Source organism: Phreatobacter sp. (assembly GCF_022843985.1).
Classification (GTDB): Bacteria; Pseudomonadota; Alphaproteobacteria; order Rhizobiales; family Phreatobacteraceae; genus Phreatobacter.
Genome location: NZ_JALHMP010000035.1, coordinates 1 through 25,982, shown reverse-complemented (window position 1 = coordinate 25,982; position 25,982 = coordinate 1). Strand labels below are relative to the sequence as shown.

The 25,982-nt window shown below is 68.0% G+C and carries 28 protein-coding genes; 13 read left to right on the top strand and 15 right to left on the bottom strand.

Annotated features, from left to right (window positions below):
- Positions 1-72 precede the first annotated feature (72 nt).
- From Q0C57_RS18800 to Q0C57_RS18780, 5 genes are read right to left on the bottom strand one after another with little or no spacing between them, the layout of a single operon-like run.
- Positions 73-1,122, bottom strand: coding sequence for an ABC transporter substrate-binding protein (locus Q0C57_RS18800; RefSeq protein WP_296578765.1), 1,050 nt, complete (start codon positions 1,120-1,122; stop codon positions 73-75).
- Positions 1,119-2,402, bottom strand: a complete 1,284-nt coding sequence (locus tag Q0C57_RS18795; protein ID WP_296578762.1) for a DegT/DnrJ/EryC1/StrS family aminotransferase — start codon at positions 2,400-2,402, stop codon at positions 1,119-1,121. The genes Q0C57_RS18800 and Q0C57_RS18795 overlap by 4 nt, the downstream gene beginning before the upstream one ends.
- Entirely contained in the window at positions 2,395-3,192 is a 798-nt protein-coding gene (locus Q0C57_RS18790; protein ID WP_296578759.1) for an ABC transporter ATP-binding protein, read from the bottom strand. Before Q0C57_RS18790 ends, Q0C57_RS18795 begins: the two co-directional genes overlap by 8 nt.
- 17 nt (positions 3,193-3,209) lie before the next feature.
- Positions 3,210-3,998, bottom strand: coding sequence for an ABC transporter permease (locus Q0C57_RS18785; protein ID WP_296578757.1), 789 nt, complete (start codon positions 3,996-3,998; stop codon positions 3,210-3,212).
- A gap of 4 nt (positions 3,999-4,002) precedes the next feature.
- Positions 4,003-4,779: an ABC transporter permease gene (locus Q0C57_RS18780; protein ID WP_296578754.1), complete on the bottom strand. Its 777-nt coding sequence runs from the start codon at positions 4,777-4,779 to the stop codon at positions 4,003-4,005.
- A gap of 164 nt (positions 4,780-4,943) precedes the next feature.
- Here Q0C57_RS18780 and Q0C57_RS18775 point away from each other — a divergent pair, with 164 nt between their 5' ends.
- Positions 4,944-5,951, top strand: coding sequence for a substrate-binding domain-containing protein (locus tag Q0C57_RS18775; RefSeq protein ID WP_296578751.1), 1,008 nt, complete (start codon positions 4,944-4,946; stop codon positions 5,949-5,951).
- Between the two features lie 268 nt (positions 5,952-6,219).
- Here Q0C57_RS18775 and Q0C57_RS18770 read toward each other — a convergent pair whose 3' ends face one another.
- Together Q0C57_RS18770 and Q0C57_RS18765 are read right to left on the bottom strand one after the other, a co-directional pair.
- The gene (locus Q0C57_RS18770; protein ID WP_296578748.1) at positions 6,220-6,477 is read right to left on the bottom strand and encodes a hypothetical protein; all 258 of its coding nucleotides are present in this window, start codon (positions 6,475-6,477) and stop codon (positions 6,220-6,222) included.
- 248 nt (positions 6,478-6,725) lie between these two features.
- Positions 6,726-7,025: an SDR family oxidoreductase gene (locus Q0C57_RS18765; protein ID WP_296578802.1), complete on the bottom strand. Its 300-nt coding sequence runs from the start codon at positions 7,023-7,025 to the stop codon at positions 6,726-6,728.
- 167 nt (positions 7,026-7,192) lie between these two features.
- Between Q0C57_RS18765 and Q0C57_RS18760 the strand changes: the two genes are divergently transcribed.
- The 12 genes from Q0C57_RS18760 to Q0C57_RS18705 all read left to right on the top strand — a co-directional run bounded on the left by Q0C57_RS18760 (position 7,193) and on the right by Q0C57_RS18705 (position 18,648).
- Entirely contained in the window at positions 7,193-7,975 is a 783-nt protein-coding gene (locus Q0C57_RS18760; RefSeq protein ID WP_296578746.1) for an IclR family transcriptional regulator, read from the top strand.
- A gap of 27 nt (positions 7,976-8,002) precedes the next feature.
- Entirely contained in the window at positions 8,003-8,752 is a 750-nt protein-coding gene (locus Q0C57_RS18755; RefSeq protein ID WP_296578743.1) for a glucose 1-dehydrogenase, read from the top strand.
- Between the two features lie 124 nt (positions 8,753-8,876).
- Positions 8,877-10,610, top strand: a complete 1,734-nt coding sequence (locus Q0C57_RS18750) for an FAD-dependent oxidoreductase (protein WP_296578740.1) — start codon at positions 8,877-8,879, stop codon at positions 10,608-10,610.
- 102 nt (positions 10,611-10,712) lie between these two features.
- Positions 10,713-11,780, top strand: a complete 1,068-nt coding sequence (locus Q0C57_RS18745; RefSeq protein WP_296578737.1) for a TRAP transporter substrate-binding protein — start codon at positions 10,713-10,715, stop codon at positions 11,778-11,780.
- A 71-nt stretch (positions 11,781-11,851) separates the two neighbouring features.
- The gene (locus tag Q0C57_RS18740; protein WP_296578733.1) at positions 11,852-12,475 is read left to right on the top strand and encodes a TRAP transporter small permease subunit; all 624 of its coding nucleotides are present in this window, start codon (positions 11,852-11,854) and stop codon (positions 12,473-12,475) included.
- Positions 12,472-13,815, top strand: coding sequence for a TRAP transporter large permease subunit (locus tag Q0C57_RS18735; RefSeq protein WP_296578730.1), 1,344 nt, complete (start codon positions 12,472-12,474; stop codon positions 13,813-13,815). The genes Q0C57_RS18740 and Q0C57_RS18735 overlap by 4 nt, the downstream gene beginning before the upstream one ends.
- A 227-nt stretch (positions 13,816-14,042) precedes the next feature.
- A complete protein-coding gene (locus Q0C57_RS18730; protein ID WP_296578728.1) occupies positions 14,043-14,879 on the top strand; it encodes a transporter substrate-binding domain-containing protein in 837 nt (278 codons plus the stop codon).
- Positions 14,880-14,889: 10 nt separating this feature from the next.
- Positions 14,890-15,564: an amino acid ABC transporter permease gene (locus Q0C57_RS18725; RefSeq protein ID WP_296578726.1), complete on the top strand. Its 675-nt coding sequence runs from the start codon at positions 14,890-14,892 to the stop codon at positions 15,562-15,564.
- Complete coding sequence (locus Q0C57_RS18720) at positions 15,561-16,226, top strand: amino acid ABC transporter permease (RefSeq protein ID WP_296578725.1); 666 nt, start codon at positions 15,561-15,563, stop codon at positions 16,224-16,226. The genes Q0C57_RS18725 and Q0C57_RS18720 overlap by 4 nt, the downstream gene beginning before the upstream one ends.
- Positions 16,227-16,229: 3 nt before the next feature.
- Positions 16,230-17,012 (top strand): amino acid ABC transporter ATP-binding protein, encoded by a 783-nt coding sequence (locus tag Q0C57_RS18715; protein ID WP_296578723.1) that lies wholly within the window; start codon positions 16,230-16,232, stop codon positions 17,010-17,012.
- 11 nt (positions 17,013-17,023) lie between these two features.
- Complete coding sequence (locus tag Q0C57_RS18710; protein ID WP_296578720.1) at positions 17,024-17,947, top strand: aminotransferase class IV; 924 nt, start codon at positions 17,024-17,026, stop codon at positions 17,945-17,947.
- Entirely contained in the window at positions 17,944-18,648 is a 705-nt protein-coding gene (locus tag Q0C57_RS18705) for a GntR family transcriptional regulator (protein ID WP_296578718.1), read from the top strand. Before Q0C57_RS18710 ends, Q0C57_RS18705 begins: the two co-directional genes overlap by 4 nt.
- 22 nt (positions 18,649-18,670) lie before the next feature.
- Here the strand turns inward: Q0C57_RS18705 and Q0C57_RS18700 are convergent, their stop codons facing one another.
- The 8 genes from Q0C57_RS18700 to Q0C57_RS18665 all read right to left on the bottom strand — a co-directional run bounded on the left by Q0C57_RS18700 (position 18,671) and on the right by Q0C57_RS18665 (position 25,824).
- Positions 18,671-19,282 (bottom strand): CDP-alcohol phosphatidyltransferase family protein, encoded by a 612-nt coding sequence (locus Q0C57_RS18700; RefSeq protein ID WP_296578716.1) that lies wholly within the window; start codon positions 19,280-19,282, stop codon positions 18,671-18,673.
- A 154-nt stretch (positions 19,283-19,436) separates the two neighbouring features.
- The gene (locus Q0C57_RS18695; protein ID WP_296578714.1) at positions 19,437-20,843 is read right to left on the bottom strand and encodes an amidase; all 1,407 of its coding nucleotides are present in this window, start codon (positions 20,841-20,843) and stop codon (positions 19,437-19,439) included.
- Between the two features lie 184 nt (positions 20,844-21,027).
- Complete coding sequence (locus tag Q0C57_RS18690) at positions 21,028-22,086, bottom strand: ABC transporter substrate-binding protein (RefSeq protein ID WP_296578710.1); 1,059 nt, start codon at positions 22,084-22,086, stop codon at positions 21,028-21,030.
- 2 nt (positions 22,087-22,088) lie between these two features.
- On the bottom strand, positions 22,089-22,418 hold the full coding sequence (locus Q0C57_RS18685) for a hypothetical protein (protein ID WP_296578707.1): 330 nt from the start codon (positions 22,416-22,418) through the stop codon (positions 22,089-22,091).
- Positions 22,415-23,173: an ABC transporter ATP-binding protein gene (locus Q0C57_RS18680; RefSeq protein ID WP_296578704.1), complete on the bottom strand. Its 759-nt coding sequence runs from the start codon at positions 23,171-23,173 to the stop codon at positions 22,415-22,417. Before Q0C57_RS18680 ends, Q0C57_RS18685 begins: the two co-directional genes overlap by 4 nt.
- On the bottom strand, positions 23,170-23,976 hold the full coding sequence (locus Q0C57_RS18675; RefSeq protein ID WP_296578701.1) for an ABC transporter permease: 807 nt from the start codon (positions 23,974-23,976) through the stop codon (positions 23,170-23,172). The genes Q0C57_RS18680 and Q0C57_RS18675 overlap by 4 nt, the downstream gene beginning before the upstream one ends.
- A complete protein-coding gene (locus Q0C57_RS18670; RefSeq protein ID WP_296578698.1) occupies positions 23,973-24,749 on the bottom strand; it encodes an ABC transporter permease in 777 nt (258 codons plus the stop codon). Before Q0C57_RS18670 ends, Q0C57_RS18675 begins: the two co-directional genes overlap by 4 nt.
- Positions 24,750-24,990: 241 nt before the next feature.
- Entirely contained in the window at positions 24,991-25,824 is an 834-nt protein-coding gene (locus Q0C57_RS18665) for a universal stress protein (RefSeq protein ID WP_296578695.1), read from the bottom strand.
- Positions 25,825-25,982 lie beyond the last annotated feature (158 nt).

Sequence of the window (25,982 nt, the reverse complement as noted above, 5' to 3'; positions counted from 1 at the left end):
GGTCGGTGGGAAACGGGCCGCATCGCTGCGGCCCGCCTGAAGAGGATGAACAAGGTGGCCAGGCGCCCGATGTCAGCGCCTGTCGAACTCGGTGGCGAAGGCGCGCAGACGCGCGTCTGCGGCCACACGCTTGAGGAAATCGTCCGAGATGTAGCTTGCCGGTGCCGGGTTCGTGGGGATCGTGCCGACATCGGTGATGAACTTGCCGATCTCGCCGAACCAGCCGTCGACCGTCGAGCCGGAGGCGCCGCGCGCCATCATGCGCAACTGCTCGTCGAGGCCGAAGGTCGGACGGAGGGCGAATTCCTGGTCCATCGCCCGGGGCGACACTTCGAGCCCACCCTGCTTGTAGAAATCGAGGGCGAGGGCGCGGGCTTCCGCCGGGTTCGCCTTGGCCCAGGACCAGCCACGCAGATAGACGGCGAGGAACTTCGCCACGTCATCGGGACGCTCGCGGGCGAAGTCGGCACGCACCACGAGGGCGCCGGGAACGATAGCCCCCGCCTCGGCGCCAGAGCACAGGTAGCGGGCGTTGGCGCGCTCCTCGAGCGTGTAGGTGTTCGGTGCCCAGACGCCGGCGAAGTCGCCATTGTTCGAGGTCAGCGCGGTGATGATCTGCGCCTGACCGAGGTTGACGAACTGCATGTCGTTGGCGGCAAGGCCCATGCTGACCAGGCATTTGCGCGCCGCGTAGTCGACGGTGGAGTTGGTGGTCAGAAGCAGGCGCTGGCCGCGCAGCAGCTGCGGATTGGCGCGGACCGCGTCGAAACGCTCGCCGCGCACCATCATCGCATTGGTCTTGGATTCGTCGTTGGTGATGCCGATGGTCAGGATGTTGAAGCGGACCGCACCGAGCACGGCGGGAACGGAGCCCGTTCCGCCGACATCCCAGGACCGGGAGGGGGCCGCGGCAATCTGCGGCGCGCCGGCCGGGAAGGTGGTGAAGTTCGGCGCGAGTCCGACCTCGCGCCACCAGCCCTTCACCGTGGCGTAGTGGAACGGCAGCGCCCAGTAGAGCGAGGGCTGGTAGCTGACGCCGATGGGCGTCGGGGTCTGGGCGACAGCGGGCGCCGCCAGCCCGATCGATGCAGCGGCCAGAAGTCCTGCGATCAAACGCTTCATGAATCATCCTCCCGTGTTGTTCTGAAGCCGTCCGCCAGGTGTCCGGCGGGGGCGGCGCCTTTGCGCGGCCAGGCAGACGCCCGGACCACGGTCTCGATGGCCTCACAGACGATGTCGCCGATGAGGTCGCATTCCTCGTCCGTCAGCGTGACGGGCGTTCGGATATCGCAAAGGCTGGCGAGCACCTGGTGCGTCGCAGTCAGCGGTCCCTGGTCGCCCGCGTAGCGCCAATGCCGCGGCGCGCTCGTGAAGCCGACCTGACGGGCGCCGCCGAACCATTTCACCGGCAGTCCGCGTGCCTTGCAGGCGGCAAGCGCCGCGATGATCTCATCCATCGACAGGCCCGGCAGTGAGAACTGCACCGAGGTCGCCGAATAGCTCTCGTGGGGGCTGCGGTGCGGCAGCCGGACATGCTGCGAACGGGACAGGCGCGCGCCGATGCGATCATGGATCTCGTTCCAGCGCCTGGCGCGGCGGGGAAGCTCTGCGAGTTGCGAGCGCAGCAGCGCTGCGGCCAGTGCAGTCATGCGCAGGCTGAAATTCGGCGTCTCTTCGCTCCAGCGGGCGATCACCGCGGGGGGCGGAACGCTGCGATGCTGGGCGTGCAGCATATAGCTGCCGGAATGAAGGATCGCGCGCGCCGCCATGTCCTCGTCGTCGAGGACGACAAAACCACCCTCACCGGCGTTCAGGTGCTTGTAGGTCTGGGCGCTGAAGGCGCCGATCGCGCCGAAAGTGCCGATGGCGCGACCCCGCCAGGACGCGCAGAGCGCATGGGCGCAGTCCTCGACCAGCGCGAGGCCGAGATCGGTACAGGCGGCCATGACCGCGTCCATGTCGGCGATATGGCCGCGCATATGCGAGAGAACGAGGACCTTCGCGCCGGACATGCGGGCCTTGGCGACAAGGTCGTCGATGTCGATGCAATAGTCCTGGCCGATCTCGACGATGACGGGTCTGGCGCCGGCATGGCGGATCGCACCCGGCACGGGGGCCAGCGTGAATCCGTTGACGAGGACCGGTGCGCCCGGCTCTACATCGAGAAGCTTCAGGGCGAGAAAGATCGCCGCGCCACCGGAATTGACCGCGACGCAATAGCGCCGCCCGACAAAGGCCGCGAATTCCTCTTCCAGGAGCGAGGCGTCGAGCTGGTCCGCTCCCATCTCGCCATAGCGGAACAGGCGCCCTGATCGCATCAGCTCGGTCGCGCGCGCGATACCGGCTTCCGGAATGGGCTCCGGTTCGGTCAGGTCGCGGGTCAGTGCCAGCTGTTCAGACACCCTGAGCGCCCTTTTCTTCGCGCAGTGACTTCCAGATCTGGGTGCGCAGGTGAACGAACGACTCCTGATCCATGACGTCCTCGATCCGGGCGAAGCGGTCCCAGTTCTCGGCGAGGCGCACGGATTTGATGTCGAGGACTTCCTTGATGCGGCCCGGCCTGCGGGTCATGATAGCGACGCGATCGGCCAGATAGACGGCCTCCTCCACGGCATGGGTGATGAACAGAACCGTGCGCGGATTGACCCGCGCGAGGCGCACCAGTTCCTCCTGCATCACCACACGGGTCTGGGCGTCGAGCGCGCCGAAAGGCTCGTCCATCAGCAGCACATCGGGGTCGAGCACATAGGCGCGGGCGATCGCGACGCGCTGCTGCATGCCCCCCGACAGCTGGTGGGGGAAGGCGCCGGCGTGGCTCTCGAGGTTCATCAGCTTGAGGGCGTCGGCGATGAGGCGATCGCGCTCGGCTGCCGGCAGGTTCTTGTTGCGCAGCCCGAGGTCGATGTTCTCGCGGACGGTTTTCCAGGGGAACAGCGCGAATTGCTGGAACACGACGGCGCGGTCAGGCCCCGGCTCGCTGACGACCTTGCCGGAGACGGTGATTGTCCCCGAGGACGGGGCCTCGAACCCGGCGACCATGCGCAGGCAGGTGGTCTTGCCGCATCCTGAAGGGCCGACGATGGCGACGAATTCCTTCTCGCCGATCTCCAGATTGATGTCGTCGAGCACCTTGACGCCCGCCTGGCTGGCGCCGAACACCTTGTCCACGTTCTGGAAACGGATCGACCCCATGGGACTTCGCCTTCTTCCTAGCTGTCGAGCCCACGGCGGCGGCGCATCCACGCCTCGCCCTGGCGCAGGAGGATATCGATCAGCATGCCGACGAGGCCGATGGCGAGCATGCCGGCCATGACTGTCGTGGTCTGAACGCTGCCCTGTGCCTGCACCATCATGAAACCGACGCCGGCAGCCGCGACGATGAGCTCGGCGCCGACCAGCGATTGCCAGCCAAGTCCGGCCGAGACGCGCAGTCCCGCGACGATCGAGGGCACGGCGGCCGGCAGCAGGATCTCCAGGATCATGCGCAGGTTGCCCGTGCCGAGCATGCGGGCCGCCTCGATCAGACGCGGCTCGACGAAGCGCGCGCCGCGATAGGCGTTGATCAGGCAGGGCGGGAAGGCGCCGGCGAAGATGATCATGACCGGCCCGCCGATGCCGGTTCCGAACCAGAGGGCCGCAAAGGGCACCCAGGCAATGGGGGCAATGAAGCGCAGACCGTCGAAGATCGGGGTGACGATGTCGTCGAGAAGGCGGAACCACCCCATGAGAAGTCCGAGCGGTATGCCGATGGCCGCCGCCAGCAGCACGCCGAAGGCATAGCGGCGGAAACTCGATGCGAGATGCTCCGGCAGCGTGGCGCCGGCGAAAGGCGAGGTGAGCAGGTGGAAGAAGCGCTGAACGAGATCGAGCGGCGAGGGCAGGAACTGGCGCGGGACAAGTCCGGAGGTTGTGATCAGCGTCCAGAAGCCGACGAATGCGAGGGCGCCGAGGGCGCCCCAGGCCAAGGTTTCGCGGAGGGAAAGCGGCGCGCCGTTCATCGGATCAATCCCGGGCCGCGACGTTCCAGGCGAGCGCCTGCCGCTCGACCCGCGCCAGCGCCACGGTCGTTGCCCAGCCGAGGATGCCGACCGTGATCATGCCGACGAGGATCATCGCCGGGTAGAGATCCTGTTGCGCCATGTTGAGGACGAAACCGACGCCGACCATCGCGCCGACGAGTTCAGCGGCGACCAGCGTTGTCCAGCTCGCCTGCAGCGACAGGCGCAGCCCGGTGAAGATGAGCGGCGAGGCGGCGGGGGCGATGATCTCCGTCACCATGCGCCCGCGCGGCGTGCCGAGCATGCGCGCGGCCTCGAGGATCGGCCGGTCGATGTTGCGAACGCCGGCGAAGGTGTTGATCACCGAGGGAACGAAGGCCGAGAACCAGATGACCATGATCTTGGCGGCGTCGCCGAGGCCGAGCCACAGGATCGCCAGCGGGATCCACGCCAGCGGCGGGATCGGGCGGATGACCAGGAAGACCGGATTGATGGCCGCCTCGGCCCGCCGGCTCCATCCCATCCAGAGGCCGAGGGGAATGCCGGTCGCGATGGCGACGAGGAAGCCCATGACCACGAGCTTCAGGCTGTGCAGGGCGTGGGCGAGCAATTGCCCGCCGGCATAGCCGCGGGTCCAGATCTGCACCAGCGAGGCCCAGAATTCCGACGGCGAGGGAAAACGCGCCCCGGAGACGATCCCGGTCAGGGTGGTCAGCAGGAACCACAGGGCGATGACGCCCGCGACGGTTCCCAGCCCGATCAGCCCTCGCCGTCCGATCATCGGCCGACACTCCCCCTGGACGCCTTTTATGATAGCGCTTTCATCGAAAGTTTTCAGACCTGCATGAGTGAGTCAAGTGCATTCGGGCCTGGCTTTGATCGGCTTTCGTTGATGGCTATCTTGAGGGGCTCGACAGGTACTGAAAAATTTTTCATAACCGCACCATGGCTTCCCACCGCAAAGCCCGGCTGGTCGATGTCGCCCGTGACGCCGGTGTTTCCCCGGCGACCGTGTCGCGCGCCATGGCCCAGCCCGGCCTGCTGGCGCTCGAAACCCTGACGCGCGTGCGCGACAGCGCCCGCCGACTTGGCTATCTGACTGACGGCACCGCGCGCGCCCTCGCCTCCGGTCGCTCGATGACGATCGGCGCCGTCGTCCCCACCCTCGACAGCACCATCTTCGCCCGCGTGCTCCAGTCCTTTCAATCGGCCCTAGCGCGTGAAGGCTATCAGCTGCTGGTCGCCTCCCACGAAATGAGCCTTGCGGCGGAAACCGAGGCGGTGCGCATGCTTCTGGCGCGCGGCGTCGACGGGCTGATGCTGGTCGGGGCCGAGCGCTCCCAGGAGACGGTAAGGCTCCTGGCGACGAGCGAAGTTCGGGTTGTCCTCACCTGGGTCGGCGCGCCCGACTTCGCGGCGGTGACGGTGGACAACGAGGCGGCCGGGCGGTTGGTCGCGGAGCACCTGATCGGTCTAGGCCATCGGCGCATCGGCATGATCGTTGGCCATCTGGCGTTCAACGACCGCCAGCGGGCAAGGCTCGCGGGCGTCAGGCAGGCCATGGAACGGGCGGGCCTCGCGCTGCCCGATGCGCTGGTCAGCGAGCAGGTCCTGACCATGGCCGGAGGACGCGCCGGCTGCGCGCGGCTGCTCGATCTGGCCGAACGACCGACCGCCGTCATCGGCGGGATCGATCTCTTCGCCATCGGCGGCGTGCAGGAAGCGCAGGCGCGCGGGCTATCCGTGCCCGGGGAATTGTCGGTGGCGGGCATCGACGACATCGAGTTTTCAGCCAGTATGATGCCGGCCCTGACGACGGTGCGCATTCCAACCGCGCAGATCGGGCAGGTGGCGGCCTCCACCCTCCTGGCCGAGATCAGTGGTCAAGGTCGCCTGGAGCATACGCGGCTGCCGATCGAACTGGTCGTGCGGCGCTCGACGGCCGCGCCCTGACGCAAGCCGGAACCAGCGCCCATGCCGGCGGTCATGTGCCGGGATGTTCGCTGCCCACATGTCCGAGAAAGGGGAGAAGCAGAGCGGCACACCCTGATCGCGACATCAAGCAAGCCCGACCGGCTGTCCATTCGCCAAAGGCATCACGCAGCAGGCGGATTGCACGACACGCGGCGCGCGGGACGGCCGCGGGCAGGACCCCAAACAGACCAGAGCCCCAGCCGGGGGGGCTGGGGCTGTGGGGACCGCGGCGGATGGGGCGTCGCGCTTACTCGCAGACGCGGACGGTGCGGCGCTCCATGCCATAGGGGCCCTCGACCCAGCGGCGCATGGTGAAGCACTCGCGCACCTCATAGGCCCGGGCGCGGCTGGAGGCGGCGACGGCGCTGCCGACGATGAGGCCGACGGCCAGGGCGCCGATGCCGAGGGCGGCGTTGCGCGAGCGGGCCTCGGCCGGGGGCGCCATGGCAAGCGACAGGGCGGCGGCGGCGACGGCGGCGAGAGCGAAAGACTTGAAGCGGTTCATGGCGGTGGTCCCTTTGGTGTGGCGGGGGCGTCTCCTGCCCCGATGTCCAGACCCTAGACCGGCCCCACAACCCGGCATGTTCCCGCCGGAACAGGGGCACGATTTTCTGCGAAGAAACATCCGGACCGGCCGCCCGCGGCTTTTCGAGATCACAGGCTGTCTGCGCCGACGCGATCTCCAGCTTGGCGCACGGAAGTCCGACCTGAGGCAGGTCAAAGGAAGCTGGCCGATGACAGTTTTCCCGCGCTTCATGAGCGACCACCGTCCATCGACAGGATCTGGTCGCTGATCCAGCCAGCCTTGTCGCCGACCAGGAACAGCACGGCATGGGCAATGTCCGCTGCCGTGCCGAGGCGACGGACATGGATGGATTCCACCAGCCATTTCTGGTCGTCGGAGCCATAGGCGTTCCATTGCCGTTCCGGTGCCGGATTGGAGCGCACGAAGCCTGGCGCGACCACGTTGCAGGTGTTGCCGGATGGCCCGAAGGCCTGGCTGAGTTGCTTGGTGAGGCCAACCAGCGCATGTTTCGCCGCCGTATGGGCCAGGATGCCGATCTGGCTGAACGGGATCGGCCCCGGCCGCGATGGAAAAATCAGGCGGCGTGATCTTCTTGATGCGTCCGGCAGACGCTAGCCTTCGCGGCCGGCGACGCGCCGAGCGCCCGTCGCGTCGGCGGGCTTCGACCGCGGATGAAGGGTGGAGTGTGATCGCCATGGAGACCAAGCCGCAGCGGGGCGTCGGCGCGATCGAGACGGGCAGCCGGATCCTCCACGCCTTCGTGACGATCGGGCGCCCCTGCATGCTGCGCGACCTGGCAGAACATGCCGGCATGACCCCGGCGCAGGTCCACGCCTATCTCGTCTCCTTCAAGAGCGCCGGCCTGGTCGAGCAGGAGGACGGCTCCGGCCTCTACCGGCTGGGGCCTATGGCGCTCAGCCTCGGTCTGGTCCGGCTTCGCACCCATGACCCCCTCCGCATGGCGAGCGAGGCCATCGTCGCCTTCTCGACCGAACAGGCCGCCATGGTTGCGCTGTCGGTCTGGGGCACCTATGGCCCGACCATCGTCCAGGTGCAGGAGGGCCCCCACCAATTGCACGTCAATGTGCGGGCCGGGACCGTCTTCTCCATCACCGGGACCGCCACCGGACGGGTTTTCGCCGCCCATCTGCCGGACAGGCTGATCGACGAACGCGTCACCGCCGAACGGACCGATCGCGCGACCCAGCGCATCGGCGAGGCGACGACCCTGGCCGACCTGAAGCGCCACACGACCTTCATCCGCCGCCACGGCTTTGCGCCGATCGAAGGCCAGCCCGTGCCCGGCGTGAATGCCATCGCGGCACCTGTCCGGGATTACACTGGCCAGCTTCAATGCGTCGTGACCATGATCGCCGCTGCCGGCATGCTGGAGACGAGGTCAGGCGGCGCACGGGCGGAAGCGATGCTTGCCTTTGTCGGAAAGCTCTCGTCGGATCTGGGATACCGGGCACCGTGAAGATCCGGTGACGGCAGGGAGGGTGTGATGAAGCTTCAGGATCGTGTGGCGCTGGTAACCGGTGCCGGCGGCGGCATCGGGCGGGCGCTCTGCCTCGGGCTGGCGCGGGAAGGCGCCACCGTGATTGCGACAGACCGCTCTCCGGATGCCTGCGCGGCCGTTGCCGCCGCCGTCGTGGCCGCTGGCGGACGGGCGGAATGGGCGGCGCTGGACGTCACCGACCGGGCGGGCGCCGCCGACATCCTGTCCAGAGTGATGGCGAAGACCGGCGACATCTCCATCCTGGTCAACGGCGCCGGGATCTGCCCGCGGCACGGCATCGACGACCCGAGCCTTTTCGAGGCCTGGGACGCGGTGATGAAAGTCAACCTGGACGGCGCGCTCAACGTCACGATGGCGGTTCTGCCGGCGCTGAAGCGAACACGCGGCTGCATCGTCAACATCGCCTCGATCGCCGCCTTCGTCTCCACCGCGACCTCCCTCGGCTATTCGACGTCCAAGGCAGCCCTGAAGATGCTGACGCAGAACCTCGCCCAGGAACTCGCCCCCAGCGGCGTCAGGGTCAATGCCATCGCTCCCGGAACGATCGCCACCGAGATGACTATCGCCACCCGCAGCGACCCGGCCCGGGCAGCCAGGTTTCTCGCCCGCATCCCGATGGCGCGCTTCGGCGAACCCGAGGAACTGGTCGGTCCTGTCGTCTTTCTCTGCTCGTCCATGGCGACCTATGTCACCGGCACGACCCTCGTCGTCGACGGCGGCTATCTCGCTGTCTGAACGGCGAAGGCCGGACCTGCCGAACGGCCGCTTGCCAAGCGGGCGAAACCTCGCCTAGCTTGACGAATGAATTCGTTCATCGCGAATTCGTGGCGACCCCCACCCCCGAGAGGGAGGCCCTTCCGTGACCGCAATCGCGACGGACACCCTCGTCGTCGGCTCAGGCGCCGGTGGCCTCGCCGCAGCCGTCACCGCCCGGCTCGGCGGACTCGACGTGATCGTGGTCGAGAAGGAGGCCCAGTTCGGCGGAGCCTCGGCGCGGTCGGGCGGATGGCTCTGGATTCCGTGCAATCCGCACGCCCGCGCCGCCGGCATGGAAGACAGCCCGGCCGAGGCCCGCCGCTACCTGCAGCATGAGGCAGCCAACCATTTCGACGGCGAGAGGGTCGACGCCTTCCTCGCCAACGGACCGGAGATGGTGTCGTTCTTCGAGCAGAACACCGCGGTGAAGTTCGTGCTGGGACCGGCCTTTTCCGACTACCACCCGGATGCCCCCGGCGCGAAGCCCGGCGGGCGCTCCATCGTCGCCGAGCCCTTCGACGGCCGCGAGCTCGGACCCGAGATCAAGCGCCTGCGCCCGCCGCTCCCCGAGATCACCTTCCTCGGCATGATGATCGGCTCCGGCAAGGAGCTGCTGCACTTCTTCAACGTCACCCGGTCGCTGAAATCGGCCGGCTATGTCGGCATGCTCCTGGCGCGCTATGCGCGCGACCTCGCCCTCCACGGCCGCGCCATGCGGCTGACCAACGGCAATGCGCTGATCGGCCGGCTGGCGAAATCGGCCCTTGACCTCGGCATTCCCATCCGCACGTCCAGCGGCTTGCGCGAACTGATCGTCCGGGACGACCGCGTGGTCGGTGGCATCGTCGAGACACCCGAAGGCCCGGTCGAGATCCATGCCCGCCGCGGTGTCGTGCTCGCCGCCGGCGGCTTCCCCCGCAATGTCGAGCGTCGCAAGGCGCTCTATCCCCATGCTCCGACGGGACAGGAACACTTCTCCCCCGCCCCGCCCGGCAATACCGGCGATGGGCTGGGTGTCGCCGAGCGGATCGGCGCCGCCATCGTCACCGACTATCCCAATCCTGCCGCCTGGGCGCCGGTCTCGCGGGTGCGGCGCCGTGACGGCTCGACCGGGCTCTTTCCGCATTTCATCGATCGCGCCAAGCCGGGGGTCATCGCGGTCACGCCGGCCGGCGAGCGGTTCGTCAACGAGGCCAACTCCTATCACGACTTCATGCAGGGGCTGTTCAAGGCGACGCCGAAGGGAACCGACGTCAGGGCCTATCTCATCACCGACCATCCGACGCTGCGGCGCTACGGCCTCGGCTTCGTCAAGCCCTTTCCCGTGCCGCTCTCGCCCTATCTCGGCAATGGCTACCTGAAGAAGGGGCGGACCTTGCGGGATCTCGCCGTCGTGACGGGCATCGCCCCTGAGGCCTTCGAGGCGACCCTGCACGGCTTCAATGACGCCGCGCGACGCGGCGAGGACCCGGCTTTCGGCCGCGGCAGCACCGCCTACAACCGCTATCTCGGCGACCCCGACGTCAAGCCCAACCCCTGCGTCGCGCCGATCGAGACCGGCCCTTTCTATGCTGTCGAGGTGGTGCCGGGCGAACTGGGGACCTTTGCCGGCATTCGCTGCGATGCCCATGCGCGCGTGCTGGACGCGACAGGGGCCCCGATCGCCGGTCTCTATGCCGCCGGCAACGATGCCGCCAGCATCATGGGGGGCAATTATCCCGGCGGCGGCATCACTCTCGGCCCGGCCATGACCTTCGGCTACATCGCCGCCAGGCACATGGAACAGAACCCTGTCGCCCCATCGGACGAGGAGTTGCCGCAGGGCACACGTGCCTGATCACGCCTAGACGGCCTCCTGGTACCCGCCGAGGATGCGCCGACATCAACAAGGCCGAATGGCCAAGCGGGCTTCTGTGACCTGCCGGAGGAGGAAACGGCGATGAAACTCTTGAGGACAGTGACGGCCGGGCTTGCGCTTCTGGCCGCGGCGACCTGGATGCCGGTGGCGGAGCCCGCCATGGCGCAGCAATCGCGGACATTCGATCTGCAGCACGGCTTCCCCATCAACCTGCCCTCGCTCGGACCGAGCCCGGGCCGCTGGGCGCAGATGGTCGATGCCATGACCAATGGCGAGATCAAGATCCGCGTCCGCAATGCCGGCGAATTGTCGCCGCCGCTGGAGATGTTCGGTGCCGTCTCGTCGGGCGCCATTCCCATGGCCTTCGACTGGATGGGGTACTGGGCGAACCAGATCCCCGTCACCAACCTCGTGAGCGCCATGCCCTTCGGCGCATCCCCGGAGATCCTGCTCGCCTGGATGTTCCGCGGCGGCGGTCTCGAGATCATCCAGAAGGCCTACGACCCGCACAACGTGGTCATCCTGCCCTGTCACCTCGTCGATTCCGAGGCCGGCGGCTGGTTCCGCAAGGAGATCAACTCGGTCGACGACCTGAAGGGCCTGCGCATGCGCATCGCCGGCCTCGGCGCCCTCGTCCTGTCGAAGCTCGGTGTCTCGACGCAGCTGGTGCCCGCAGGCGAGATCTTCGTGGCCCTGGAGCGCGGACGCATCGATGCCACAGAATTCTCGCTGCCTTCAATCGACCGCGGCCTGGGCTTCTATCGGGTCGCCAAGAACTACTACTTCCCCGGCTGGCACCAGCTCGCCACCTGGGATTCGATCATCATCAACAAGGGGGTCTGGAACTCGTTTACCGACCGGCAGCGCACGATCATGCGCGAGGCCTGCATGGCGAACGTGACCTTCAACATGTACGACCAGATCGACACCCAGCGCACCGCCCTTGAGTATTATCGCAGCCAGGGCGTCACCATCCGGCGCTTCCCCGACACCGTGCTCACCGCCCTGCAGAAGGCCTCGGAAGAGGTTCTGAACGAGCAGGCGGCGCGCGACCCGCTGTTCAAGGAAGCCCTGACCAGCCTGCGTGACTACATCACGAAGGTCGGCGAGTGGCGCGAACTGCAGCGCATCCCTGCGCCGCTGCGCTGATCCAGGGACGGCGGAATGACCCTGCGGCCGGCGCCTCGCGTGCCGGCCGTCGCTTGCAAGGAACCCGGCACGTGGATGCGGCGCTGAAGCTTCTGGATCGGACCAGCCGCCTGGCGAGCGGCTTCTGCCGGCTTGCCAGCTGGACCCTCCCGCTCGTCATCGTCGTCATTCTCGCGACGGTCCTGGCGAGCCAGCTGCGGCTGTCCACCATCGTCATCTGGGGCTTCACGCTTCCCCTCTTCGGCGACCGCCTGACGGTCACCGGCCTGACCGAACTGCAATGGCACCTCTTCGCCGTCATGGTGATGCTCGGCATCGTCTACGCCGTCGAGACCGACGCCCATGTGCGCATCGACTTCATCGCCAGTCGCTGGACGGCGCGCACGCGCGTCATCATCGAACTGATCGGCGACACCTTTCTTCTTCTGCCCTTCACGCTGTTCATGCTGCACTTCTCGTGGCGTTTCACCGGAACCGCCTTCAGGACCGCCGAGCGCTCAACGACCGGCGGGCTGGAGGACCGCTATCTCGTCAAGGGCATGATGCCGCTCGGCTTTGCCTTGCTAGCCATCGTCGTCCTGGTGAAGATCATCCAGCATGTCGTCGCCCTGTCCGGACGTGGCCGTGATCCCGCCCGCGTCGACTGGTTCACCCGCCGTCAGGGCGCCAAACCGGAAGAGGGGATGACGACGTGACCGGACAATGGCTCCCGATCGCCATGCTCGTCATGCTCGTCGCGGGGGCCTTCAGCGGCTATCCCATGGGCTTCGTCATGGCCGGCATCGCAGTGACCTTCTGCCTCGTCGCTGACGTTCCCATCGCCTTCCTGTTCACCTTCGTGACGCGCATCTACGCCGGAATCCTCGCCGACTGGCTGCTGCTGTCGATCCCGCTCTTCGTCTATATGGGCCTCATGCTCGACAAGTCGGGCATTGCCGGGCGGCTGCTGACCTCGCTGGCGCGCCTGATGGGACCCCTGCCCGGCGGCTATGCCATCGCCGTGGCGGTCATCGGCATCATCATGGCGGCGTCGACCGGCATTGTCGGCGCCTCCATCGTCATGCTCGGCCTGCTCGGCCTGCCGGCCATGCTCGAACGCGGCTACGACCCGCAGATCGCCACCGGCATCATCGCCGCCTCGGGCACCCTCGGCATTCTCATTCCCCCCAGCATCATGCTGGTGGTCCTTGGCGAGGTGCTCCAGGTTTCGGTCGGCGATCTCTTCCTCGGCGCCCTCGTCCCCGGCATCCTTCTCGGCCTCCTGTTCATCGGCTGGATCCTCATCGGGTCGGTCTTCTGGCCCCAACGCATGCCGGCCATCGAGCGGCGCGAGGGCATTCGGATCGGCGCGCTGCTGCTGGAGGCTGCAGCCAATCTCGTGGCGCCGCTCGGCCTCATCATCGCCGTTCTCGGCTCGATTGCGGCCGGTATCGCGACGCCCACGGAGGCGGCGGCCATCGGCGCCCTCGGCGCCACGCTGCTCGCCGCCTTCTCACGCGAGTTCCGCTGGGCGTCGCTGCCGCCGATCCTGCACTCGACGCTGCGGACCACCGCCATGATCGCCATGGTGATGATCGGTGCAACCTGCTTCACGGGGCTCTTTCTGCGCATCGGCGGCGACGACCTGGTGCGCAACATGCTCTTTGTCGACACGGTCGGCGCCTGGGGCGTCCTCGTCATCATCATGCTGGCGGTCTTCGTCCTCGGCTTCGTGCTGGAATGGGTGGAGATCACCTTCATCCTCATCGTGCTCGTCGCCCCGATCGTCGCCGACCTCGACTTCGGCATGGGGCTGTCCCGCGAGGAGACGCTGATCTGGTTCGGCATCCTCGTCGCCGTGAACCTGCAGACATCCTTCATCTCGCCGCCCTTCGGCGCCTCGCTCTACTATCTGAAGGGCATCTGCCCGCCGCATGTCACGATCGGCACGATCTATCGCGGCGTGACGCCGTTCATGATGATCCAGCTCATCCCGCTGGGCATCGCCATGGCCTGGCCGCCGCTGATCCTGTGGCTGCCGAAGCTCATGCGCTGACGGTCGCCGCGGGCCCGCGGGCGACGGCCGGCCGCAACGCGAGCGGCTGCCCCGGGCGGTGACCACAGGATGAGCGCCGGCCATGGCGACCAGGATCGACAGCCGCGCGCGTCTCCGGCGCCGCTGCCGCGCTCGCCCGACGGTTTGTCTTGATTGTTGACAATCGACAATCGGCGCTTTTGACTGTCGGGCAGCGGCGCTCCAGCCGCGGCCGGACGGGGGGAACCATGACCATCGATCGACGGATATTCGCCGCATCCCTTGTTGTCTCGGCGGGAGCCACCCTCGTCGCGCCAGCCATCGCCCAGGGCACGGGCACCCTGGACGAGGTCAAGCGCCGCGGCGCGCTGCGGGTCGGCGTCACCCAGGCGCCGCCTTGGTATTCCAAGGATCCCCGCACCGGCGAGTGGTCGTCCGGGGTCGGCGTCTCGCTCGGCAAGGCCATGGCAGCCGCGCTCGGCGTCCGCTTCGAGCCGGTGGAAGTCACCTGGGGCACGGCGATCGCGGCCCTCCAGGCCAACCGCATCGACATCATGTACGTGCTGGACGCCACGCCCGAGCGGGCCCAGGCGGTCGACTTTCCCACCTCCCCCCTGCTCTACTATTCGCTCGCGGTGCTGGCCAAGGACGACCTCGCCGTGCGCAACTGGGAGGACCTGAACAAGCCGGAGGTGCGGATCGCCGTGCCGCAGGCGACCAGCATGGACCGCTTCCTCACCACCAATGTCGCCAAGGCCTCCATCCAGCGTTTCCCCGGCAATACCGAGGCCATCGCCGCCTTCCAGTCCGGCCGCGTCGAGGCGGTCTGCCTGTTCCATCCCCCACTGATCGCGGCGCGCCAGCGCCTCGGTGCGGGCAAGATCGTGGTGCCGCAGCCGACCCAGTCGAATGCCTCGAGTGCCGCGGTCCGCAAGGGCGATGCCGCCTTCGTCGCCTGGGTCGACCAGCAGATCGCCGGCTACTACAGGAGCCGCCAGATCCAGGCCTGGTACGAGGAATTCCTCACCGGCTTCGGCCTCGATCCCAAGGCGGCGCCGCCGATCATCAAGGAAATGCTCGGCTGACGCAGCTCCCGTGTACAACTGGGACTTCACGCCGATCTGGGCCAATGGTGACCTGCTTCTGGCCGGCCTCGGCAACACGCTTGCTCTGACCGTCGTGGCGCTCGCCGGCGGCCTGCCGGTCGGCCTTGCCCTGGCGCTGGCACGGCTGTCCGGCAGCCGCCTCCTGGCGGCCCCGGCCGGGCTGGTGATCGAGGTGTTCCGGACAACGCCGCCCCTGGTGCAGCTCTTCTGGTTCTATTTCGGGCTGCCGATCATCCTGAAGGTCGAGATGACGCCCTATCTCGCCGCGGCGCTGACCTTCACCATCCAGTCCGGGGCCTTCTTCGCCGAGATTTTCCGCGCCGGCATCGTCTCCGTGGAGAAGGGGCAGGGCGAGGCGGCCCGGGCCATCGGCATGAGCAAGGCCCAGGCGATGCGGCGCATCATCCTGCCCCAGGCGGTGAAACGCATGTTCCCGGCCATGATGGAACGTTCGATCGAGCTGATGAAGACGACCACCCTGGTCGCCACCGTCTCCTATGCCGACCTGCTCTACCAGGCCAACGAACTGGCCCAGAAGACCTTCCGCCCCCTCGAGGTCTTCACCGCGGCGGCCCTCCTCTACTTCCTCGTCATCACGCTGGTGAGCATGCTGGGCGCCCTCGTCGAGCGCCGCATGGCGCAAAGCGGCGAGATGGCGCGATGACCTACCGCTGGGACTTCACGCCGCTGCTCGACAACTGGCAAGCCCTGGCCATGGGCGCCGTCGGCACCCTGCGGCTCTTCGCCGTCTGCCTGGTGCTCGGTCTCGGTTTCGGCCTTGTCGTGGCCCTGGCGCGGCGGTCACGCTGGCGGGCGGCGCGCTGGTTCTCCATCGGCTTCATCGAGTTCTTCCGGAACACCCCGGTACTCGTGCAGATCCTGTGGTTCTATTTCGCCCTGCCGATGCTCGTTCCGGTCGAGATAACCCCCTTCACGGCGGCCATCCTCGGCATCTCGCTCAACTCGGCCGCCTATTCGGCCGAGATCTACCGCGCCGGCATCCAGTCGATCGAACCGGGCCAATGGGAGGCGGCGCGCGCCATCGGCATGTCCGGCCTGCAGACGCTCCGGCGGATCGTCCTGCCCCAGGCCCTGAGGCGGGTCCTGCCGGCGCTGACCAACCGCGGCATCGAGATCTTCAAGATGACGACCCTTGCCTCGGTCGTGGCCTATATCGAGCTGCTGCACCAGGGTCGGCTCATCGCCTCGCTGAACTTCAACCCGCTGGAGGTCTACAGCGTCATCGGCGCCCTCTTTTTCCTCTTTCTCTACCCGCTCGTGCGCGCGACCTATGCGCTGGAGCGGCGGCTGGCGCGGAGCGACTGAGCCATGGACACGCCTCTCCTCCGGCTTGCCGGCCTCGACAAGCGTTTCGGCGAGCGGGCTGTCTTTTCCGGCGTCGATCTCGACGTGAAGCGCGGCGACCGCATCGCCATCATCGGCGCATCGGGGTCGGGCAAGTCCACCCTGCTCCGCTGCATCAACTTCCTGGAGCATCCCGACGCGGGGCGTGTGATCCTGAACGGGGAGCCGGTCGGCGCCGAGCGGCAGCGCGCGGGGGCCACCGGGATCCGCTACGACGAGGGCAGCCTCAACAGGCTGCGCCAGCGCGTCGGCATGGTGTTCCAGCAGTTCAACCTGTTCCCCCACATGACGGCGCTCGGCAACGTCATGGAAGGCCTCGTGACGGTGAAGCGCATGGCCCGGGACGATGCGGCACGTCTCGGCCTCGCCGAGCTCGCCCGGGTCGGCCTCGCCGACAAGGCCGAAGCCTATCCGGCTCATCTCTCCGGCGGGCAGAAACAGCGCGTCGCCATTGCAAGAGCCCTCGCCATGGAGCCGGAGATCCTGCTCTTCGACGAGCCGACCTCGGCCCTCGACCCGGCCCTTGTCGGCGAGGTGCTGGATGCCATCCAGACCCTGGCAGCGGAAGGACGCACCATGATCCTGGTCACCCACGAGATCGGCTTCGCCTACCACATGGCGACCCGCGTCCTCTTTCTCGCCGAGGGCGGCATCTACGAGCAGGGAACGCCCGACGAGGTGCTCAAGGCACCACGCCGGCCGCTGACCCAGGCCTTTATCGCCGGCCATCGCCGGTTCAGCTTCTGACGGACCATGCCATGACCAGCGCATCGACCTCCACTGCGGGCAGTGCCCAGGGCTATCTCGACGACCCGCGCAACGAGTCGGTTCTCGTCTATGTCGACGGGACCTTCGTCCCCCGCCACGAGGCGCGCGTCTCCGTCTTCGACAGCGGCTTCGTGCTCGGCGACGGCGTCTGGGAGGGCCTGCGGCTGAAGAACGGCCGCCTGATCCAGCTGGAGGCCCATCTCGACCGCCTGTTCGAAGGGGCCAATTCCATCGCCCTCGACATCGGCCTCAGCCGCGCGGAGGTCGCCGCCGCGGTCAACGAGACCCTGGCGCGCAACGGCATGACCGACGGCGCCCATGTGCGTCTCATGGTGACCCGCGGTGTCAAGAAGACGGTCAACCAGGATCCGCGCTTCATCCTGGGCAAGGCGACCATTGTCATCGTCGCCGAGTACAAGACGCCACGTCCGGAGGCGAAGGCGCGCGGCCTGTCCCTGTTCACCTCCACCTTTCGCACCAGCACGCCGGACGTCTTCGACCTGCGCCTCAACTCGCATAGCCGCCTGAACCTCATCCAGGCGCTGATCCAGGCGATCCATGCCGGAGCCGACGAGGCCCTGATGCTCGACCCGCAGGGCTTCGTCGCCAGTTGTAACTCCACCAATTTCTTCATCATCCGCCGCGGCGCCCTGTGGACCTCGACCGGCGCCTTCTGCTTCAAGGGCCTGACCCGCCAGGCGGTGCTGGATGCATGGCGCGCCGCAGGCCTGCCCGCCGAGGAGCGTCCCTTCACCCTTGCCGAGGTCTATTCGGCCGATGAGGCCTTCATCACCGGAACGCTCGGCGGGGTCACGCCGGTGACGAAGATCGACGGGCGGGTGATCGGCGACGGCGCGCCCGGAGCGATGACCAGGCTCGCCTCCGACCATTACCAGGCCTGGGTCGCCCGATGAGCCGCGCCGCCGGCCTCGCGACCGACACGGCCGTCGCGCCGCTGCGTCGCGCGACTTTCCGCGATCGCGTCGCCGAGCGCCTGCGCCATGCCATCATCGACGGCCGCATCGCGCCGGGCAGCACGGTGACGGAACAGCAGCTCGCCGCCGATTTCGGGGTCAGCCGCGGTCCCCTCCGCGAGGCCATGGGCCAACTCGTCGAGGAGGGGCTGCTCGTCTCGGTGCCCTATACGGCCACCCGCGTCATGGCGCTGTCGCGCCACGATGTCGGCGAGATCTACTCGCTGCGCACGGCCATGGAACGCCTCGCCTTCGCGCAGATCTGGGACAGGCGCACCGAGGCCTTCGCCGCAACCCTCAGGGCCCGGCACGAGGCCCTGCTGGCCGCCCTGCCCGGGGGCGACGGCTTCGCCGCGTCGCAGGCCGAGGTTCAGCTTCACGCGACCGTCTACGAGTTCTGCGGTCACAGGCTTTTGCTGGAGACCTGGAACCGCATTGCCCCCCGGCTCCATCTCTATCTCGCGATCCACCAGAAGGCCCATGGACGCTCCGGCCCTCTGGATGATGCGCACCGGGCCTATGTGGACCTGGCCACCGGTGACCGGCTCGACCTGATGCTGGCCGAGCTCGACCATCACATGCAGCGCGGCCTCGACCGGCTGCAGGACTATGTCGCCCGCATCGCCGGCGCCCCAGGCTGAGGGTCCCCGGCCGGGGCCTGTCTCAGGAGGCCCGACCGAACAAGCGGGCCGCATCGAGGCAGCGGCCGCAGGCGGTGATCAGGCAGGCCGCGGCGAAGATCCAGGCGATCAGCGCGAAGGAAGCCGGAAACAGGCACATCAGCACGAAGGCCGCGATGGTCTCGGTGCCCTCCGCCAGCCCTCCGGCATGAAAGAAGCCCTTGCGCCCGCGGGCCGTGGTTGCGAGGCCGCGCTTCTCGGCGAGGGTGGCGAAGGCGAGAAAGCTTCCGCCGGACAGCAGGAAGCTGGCGACGAGAACCAGGGCCGGGAAGGCATTCGCCGGATCGGCGATGGCAAAGGCGATGGGGATGGCCGCGTAGAACGCGAAGTCTGCGACAATATCGAGAAAGGCGCCGAGATCAGTCGGCCCGCGCACGCGCGCCACCGCGCCATCAAGACCGTCCGCCAGCCGGGAGACCAGGATCAGCAGCAACCCCCAGCCGGCATGACCCATCGCGATGGCGAGGGCTGCCGCCAGTCCGACCACCAGCCCCGCCGCGGTCATGGCATTGGCGGAGCCGCCACGCCGGGCGATCCAGGCGCCGAGCCGCGCCAGAGGAGGATCGATGAGGCGTCTGGCGAGAGGGTCGAACATCGACGGGCGGTCCTCGATCGGCCGGAAAGGGCATATTGCGGCCGGATGGAGTTGTGTGTTCCGCAGGGCTCTTGATCAATCCCCGCCGCGCACCGGGACGAGGCCGATCGGGAGCATCGCGGCGCGGTGCTGCCATCCGCCAGCCGGCCTGGGATCACATCGCTGCCGCCAGCGCCTCTTCCACCGCGGCCGCCAGCCGGAGCAGGTCGCGGTCGCGCCCGCGGGGCATGACGATCTGCAGCCCGAGCGGCAGGCCCGACCGGTCGAGGCCGCAAGGAACGGAGATCGCCGGCTGGCGCGTGTGGTTGAACAATGGCGTGAAGACCGCGTGGCCGCGCGGACCGACCGGCACGCCGCCGATCGTCTCCGGACCGAGGCGGTCGACAGGCCAGGCGGCACAGGGCGTGGTCGGTCCGATTGCCGCATCAAGACCCTGCGTGGCGAAGAAGCGCGCACCGGCGACGGCGACCTGTTCCGACAGGAGCAGCGCGCCGGCGACGTCGGTTCCCGCAAGCCCGAGACCGGCGCTGATCTGCGCCCCCAGATCGGGATCGATGCGATCCGGCCGTTCCGACCACGACGCCCCGAAGAGGGCGGCGAGACCGCCCTGCTGGATGGCGCCGAGACCGGCCTCCGCGGCGCCGGCCGGCCATTGGGGATCGCTGTCGAGGATGGTCAGCCCGGCGCGGCGCAGCCGCTCGACACAGGCGGCGACATGGGCCGCGACATCCGGTTCGACCGGCACGTCGAGGCCCCAGCGCGGGCTGTAGGCGATCCGCATCTGCCGGGCCGGGAGCCCGCCATCCGCCGGCAGGACAGCCGAATGGGGGTCGAGCGCGCTGGCGCCGGCCATGACCTCGAAGGCGAGGGCGGTGTCGGCGACGGTCCGGGCGATGGGGCAGATGCAGGAAATGGCGAAGAAGGGCTCGGGAAAGCCCGGACCATAGGGAACGGCGCCAAAGGAGGGCTTGAGGCCGACCAGGCCGGTATGGGCCGGAGGTCGGCGGCTGGAGCCCCCTGCATCGGTGCCGATCGCCAGCGGCACCATGCCGCTCGCGACCGCGGCAACCGGGCCGCCGGAGGATCCACCGGGAGTCAGGGCCGTGTTCCAGGGATTGCGGGTGGTGCCGTGGAGGAGATTCGTCGTCTGGCCCTTGGCGGCGAATTCAGACGTATTGGCGATACCGACGATCACCGCACCGGCAGCCACCAGCCGCGCCACGGCCTCGGCGTCCGCCGGCGCGACGAAGTCGCTGAACAGCCGCGAGCCCTGCGTGATCGGGCGCCCCGCGACCCAGATATTGTCCTTGATCGCCACGGGCACGCCGGCGAGGGGCAGGCGTTCGCCGGCGGCGATCCGCGCATCGACCCGTGCGGCCCGCGCCGCCACGTCGTCCCGGTCGACCGCAGTGAAGGCATTGATGGCCCCGTCCAGTTCGCCGATGCGCGCCAGGGCCCGATCGGCCTCGGCAGCAGCCGTGCTCCGGCCGTCGTTGACGACGGCCGCGATGGCGGCGAGCGGAGGCCATAAGGCGAAGGCCGCGGTCATGTCGATCGGCAAGGCGGCCTCCTCGGCGGCAGATCGGCGAGCAAGACAGGAGACGGAGGATCTTTGCAACCGCTCCCGGTTCCGCCTCCGAAGCCGCCGGCATGAGCTGGACGGCGCCCCACGCATCGCCCGGGATCTCCAGAGGGAGACCCCGGGCGCGCAATGGTCGACGGCGGCGATGGGGATCGCCGGGGGATCAGGGCCTGAAGACGAAGCCCGGCCCGATCGCGGCATCCGCCGGGATCGACGGCAGATCGGCGAACAGGGCCGGGTGGTCCTGCATCACCTTGACCATGTGCTTGGGCTCGAAATGCTTGTTGACGTCGAAGGTCGAACGCAGGAAACCGAGGCGGTGCAGCCTGTCGAGGGCTTCGTGCATCGCGCGGTAGTTGTTCGCCGACAGGCGCCGGTCGGCCTGCTGAATGTTGAACTCCATCGCCGTCTCGGCAATGTCCTGCCGAAGACCGGGGATCCAGCGGGTCGCCACCTGCGCCGCCGGCTTGGGGTTCTTGCGCATCCACTGATCGGCCTCCGACACGGCGATCAGGAACTTCTCGATGGTCGGTCCGTTGGCGGCGACCCAGGGCCGCAAGGCCACGTTGAAGCCGACATAGGAAATAGCGTCGCCGCCACGGATAATCTCCACCGCACCCGGAACGTCCTTCAGCGCGACGATGGGCCAGGGGTCCCAGCCGACGAAGGCGTCGATGCCCTTGGCGAGAAGGGCGACGGTCATGTCCGGCGGCGGCGTGTTGACGAGAGTCACGTCGGCCGGGGCCAGCCCGCCCTTCTCGAGCAGGGCGAGAATGTAGAGATGGTTGATCGTGCCGAAGGAGGCGGCGATCCGCTTGCCCCGGAGGCTGGCGAGATTGCCCTTGGTGATGCCGGAATCGCCGCGTGCGATCAGCGCCATGGTGGCGTCGGAGCCGCGGGCGGTGGCCTTGCCGGAATAGTTGGCGAGAGCGACGAGGTCCATGCCGCGCACCACGGCACCGATCATCGGCACGCCGACCTGCACGATGGCGCTCTCGCCGGCCTGCAGGGCGTTCAGCGCGTCGACGCCGGTGGCGTAGGGCCGCGCGATGTCGACGTCGAGGCCCTGCTTCTCGAAGAAGCCGCGCTCGAGAGCGATCGGCAGGCCGATCTGGTCGATGCCGGTGACCATACCGGCCTTGAGCTTGGTCATGGGCTGGGCATAGGCGAGCGCAGGCGCTGCGAGCAGCGTTCCGGCGACGGCCGTCCGTCTCGTGATCATGGTCATCCTCCCTGTTGCAATGGCTCTATCCGCCTCACCCAGTAGAGCCGGGCGATGGCGCCGAGTTGGCTTCTGTCGATGCTGCGCAGTTCGACGCTGTTGCCTTCCGTTCCCGACACGCGGCCGTAGCGCTGGAACACAAGGATATGGAAACGCTCCGGGGCGAAGGGCAGCGTGATCACGGCATTGACGCGCGCGCGCTCCGGGAAGCCGGCGGCGATCTTGGCCGGCGCCACGGCGAAGAGCCAGGCCTGCCAGAGGAGCCACGCGGCGGCGAGCCCGAGCAGGATCAGGCCGCGCCGGGAACCGAGGGCCTGCCGAAGAAGCCTCATGCCGACCTCACCAGGGCAAGGACCTGGTTGGACAGGTCCTTGAATTCATCGTCGGCCACCAGCCGGTCCCAGACGCGCGGGCGACTGATCGGCACCTCGACCTCCGCCAGAACCTTGCCCTTGGAGAGGACGACCACCCGGTTGGCGAGGAACACGGCCTCCGGCACGTCGTGGGTGATGAAGACCACGGTCGGACGCCGTTCCTCCCAGATGCGGGAGAGCTCGTCCTGCAGCGTCATGCGGGTCTGCGCGTCGACGCTGGCGAAGGGCTCGTCCATCAAAAGAACGTCCGGCTCGTTGGCAAGGGCCCGGACCACGCCGACGCGTTGCTGCATGCCGCCGGAGAGCTCGTTCGGATAGCGGTCCGCGGCATGCGAAAGCCCGGCAAGCGCCAGATATTCCCGCGCGATCGCATCGCGCTCGGCCTTCGGCACGCCGCGCATCTTCGGGCCGAAGCCGACATTGTCGAGCACGGTCTTCCAGGGAAACAGCGCGAAGGACTGGAAGACGACGCCGCGATCGGGGCCGGGGCCCTTCACCGGGGTGCCACCGACCAGGATCTCGCCGCCGGAATGCGGGATGAAGCCGGCCACCATGTTGAGGATGGTCGACTTGCCGCAGCCGGACGGCCCGACGATGGAGACGAACTCACCGGCGGGCACCTCCAGCGACACGTCGCGGATGGCGGTGACATGTTCGCCCTTGTAGGCGTCGAAATAGGTCTTCGCGAGGTTCTTCAGGCTGAGCGACTTCACTGCGTGACCAATCCCCAGCGTCGGCCGGTGGCCTGCTCGATCGGAGCGAGGATCCACGCGTCGACGATGTACCAGAGGATGCCGAGCACGATCATGCCAAGCACGATTTCGGTGACCGAGCCGGCCCGGCGCGCGTCGAACATGAGGAAGCCGATGCCGCTGGTGCCGACGATCATCTCGGCGGCGATGAGGGCCCGCCAGCCATAGCCGAGGCCGTTGCGCAGGCCCGTCATGATGTTCGGCAGCGCACCGGGAACAACGACCTCGCCGACGATGCGGGCGGGGGAGGCGCCCAGGCTCTGGGCCGCCCGGTGCAGTTCGATCCGGACGGAGCGCACGCCGAGCACCGTGTTCAGGATCACCGGGAACAGCACTGTATAGACGATGACGAAGGTCATGGTCGTCAGGCCGAAGCCGAACCAGATGATCAGGATCGGCAGCCAGGCGATATCGCCGATGGCCTGGAAGAACAGCAGGACCGGCCAGAGCGCGCGGTGTGCGCTCTTGTTGAGGCCGATCCACAGACCGAGCGGTACGCCGAGCCCGATCCCGACGGCGGCGCCGATGGCCAGCCGCGCGACGCTGTCGCCGAGATATTCGGGGAGGATTCCCTTCTCCATCAGCGAGACGAACTTGGCGACCACGTCGGCCGGGGAAGGGAAGAAGGCGGGGGGGAAGGGACCCCAGGCAGCCACCGCCCACCACAGCGCGACGACGGGCACGAAGGGCGCCAGCGTCTGCAGGATCGGCCATTTCACCGAGGTCCTGACGACGAAGCTCCAGAGCGGCAGGAGGGCGTTCATGCGCTGACCAGCCCCCAGCGCTCGATCGTCGCCCGTTCGAGAGGCACGAGGATCAGCCGGTCGATCAGCAGCCAGAGCGTGCCGATGACGATCATGCCGAGGACGATGACCTCGGTCTGGTAGAAATCGCGGGCGACGAAGAGCATGTAGCCGAGGCCGACATCGGTAGCGATCATCTCGGCGGCGATCAGGCCACGCCAGGCAAAGCCGAGGCCGGTGCGGATGCCGGTGACGATGTTGGGCAGCGCCCCTGGCAGCAAGACGTCGGTGAGCATCGCCTGGCGGCCGGCGCCGAGGGAGGCCGCGGCGTGACGCAGCGTCATCGGGATGGTCGAGACGCCGAGCAGCGTGTTGTAGGCGACGACGAAGAAGACGGCGTTGAAGATGACGAAGACGATGGCGCCGAAGCCATAGCCGAACCAGAGGGTGGCGATCGGGATCCAGGCGATGCCGGCCAGAACCGAGAAGAAGCGCATCAGCGGCGTGAGAAAGGCTGAGACGCCGCGGCTCACCCCCATGAGGATCCCGAGCGGCACCGCGACGAGCACCGCCAGGACCGTTCCGATGGCGACGCGGGACACGCTCGCGGCCACATGACGCAGCAGCGATCCGTCAAGGATGCTGTCGAGACCGGCCCGGCCAACAGCCGGGACGCTCGGAAAGATCTGCGGCCGGACACCGAAAACGGGGACGACCACGGCCCAGAGCGCGACCAGCACGGCCAGCGGCGCAATGAAGATCAATGCCGCACTGATGCGGCTCGTCCGTTCCATCCGTCCTCCCATCGGATGCGGAAGCCGCATCCCGGCCGCTCTTGGAGCGGCACGCGACGCATTCCTTTGCATGGTCCGATCGAGCGGACCGTGGAACGTCATCGCGTAACGGAAGCCTTTCGATGCAGGGGGCAAAAAGCAAGATGCCGCAGGGTGCATAGCTCGTCTGCAACGCGCCAAGCGGGCGCGGTGCGGCTCCGCGCCCGCAGGTCACGGCGCCGCCCCGCGGTGTTCCTGGCACTCAGTGGGAGATGAGCACCGGCATGGAGGGCGCGGCGAGCACCCCCTGCGTGGCGCCGCCAACGACGAAGTCCCTCAGCCGCGAATGGCCATAGCCCCCCATCACCAGCAGGCCGGCACCGACCTCACCGCAGGCAGCCTGAAGGGCCTGGGCGACAGGCCGGTCCTTCGCCGATACGGTCCGGACCGCCGCCGTCACGCCACGGCGCGACAGGCTGTCCACCAGGAGGTCGCCGATCCCGGCCTCGAGCTTTTTCTCATCGCCCGCCATCAGCACCGTGACCTGCGCTCCCGCGGCGAGGAAGGCCCGCGCATCGGCGAGGGCCCGCGCCGCCACACGGCTGCCGTCCCAGGCCACGGCGACATGGCTGATCGGCGTCGCCTCGTGGGTCTCGGGGACAAGCAGAACAGGCCGACCAGCGCCGAAGATCAGCGCCTCCGCCAGTTCGCGGGACGTCAGATTGTCCTCCGACCAGGGGACGATGGCGAGATCGCGATAGCGGGCCTCCGCGACAGCCCCGTGGACGGCCTCGGCCGGCACCGCATGGCGCTGATCGAGCTGCAGGGCCAGGCCGTGGCTTCGCGCCACGTCCTGAACGGTACTCGCCAGCCCCGCACTGTGCTCGCGGCTGTCATTCTCGACCTTTCGGATCATATCCGACACGTTGATGATCATGCCGCCGAAGGAGGTGCTCGAGCGCGGAAGATCCACGGAATAGATCATAACGTCGAGATCGGCGCCGATTGCGGCGGCCATTCTCGCCGCGGCTGCGGCCGCCTTGACGGATACCGTATCGGGATAGGTCAGCAGGGGCAGATAGGCGGTCGTCTTCATTGTCTGAATCCCGTGTCGTTGGTCTGTCCCAACAATCTGTCAGAGCCTGACCGAAAAAGAAGTTGAGTGATATCAGCCGCTTGTGATTCCGTCGGTGGTTGCGAGACCTTCGATGGAGATCGGCATGTGGACCGATATCACCCGGGCGCATCATGCGC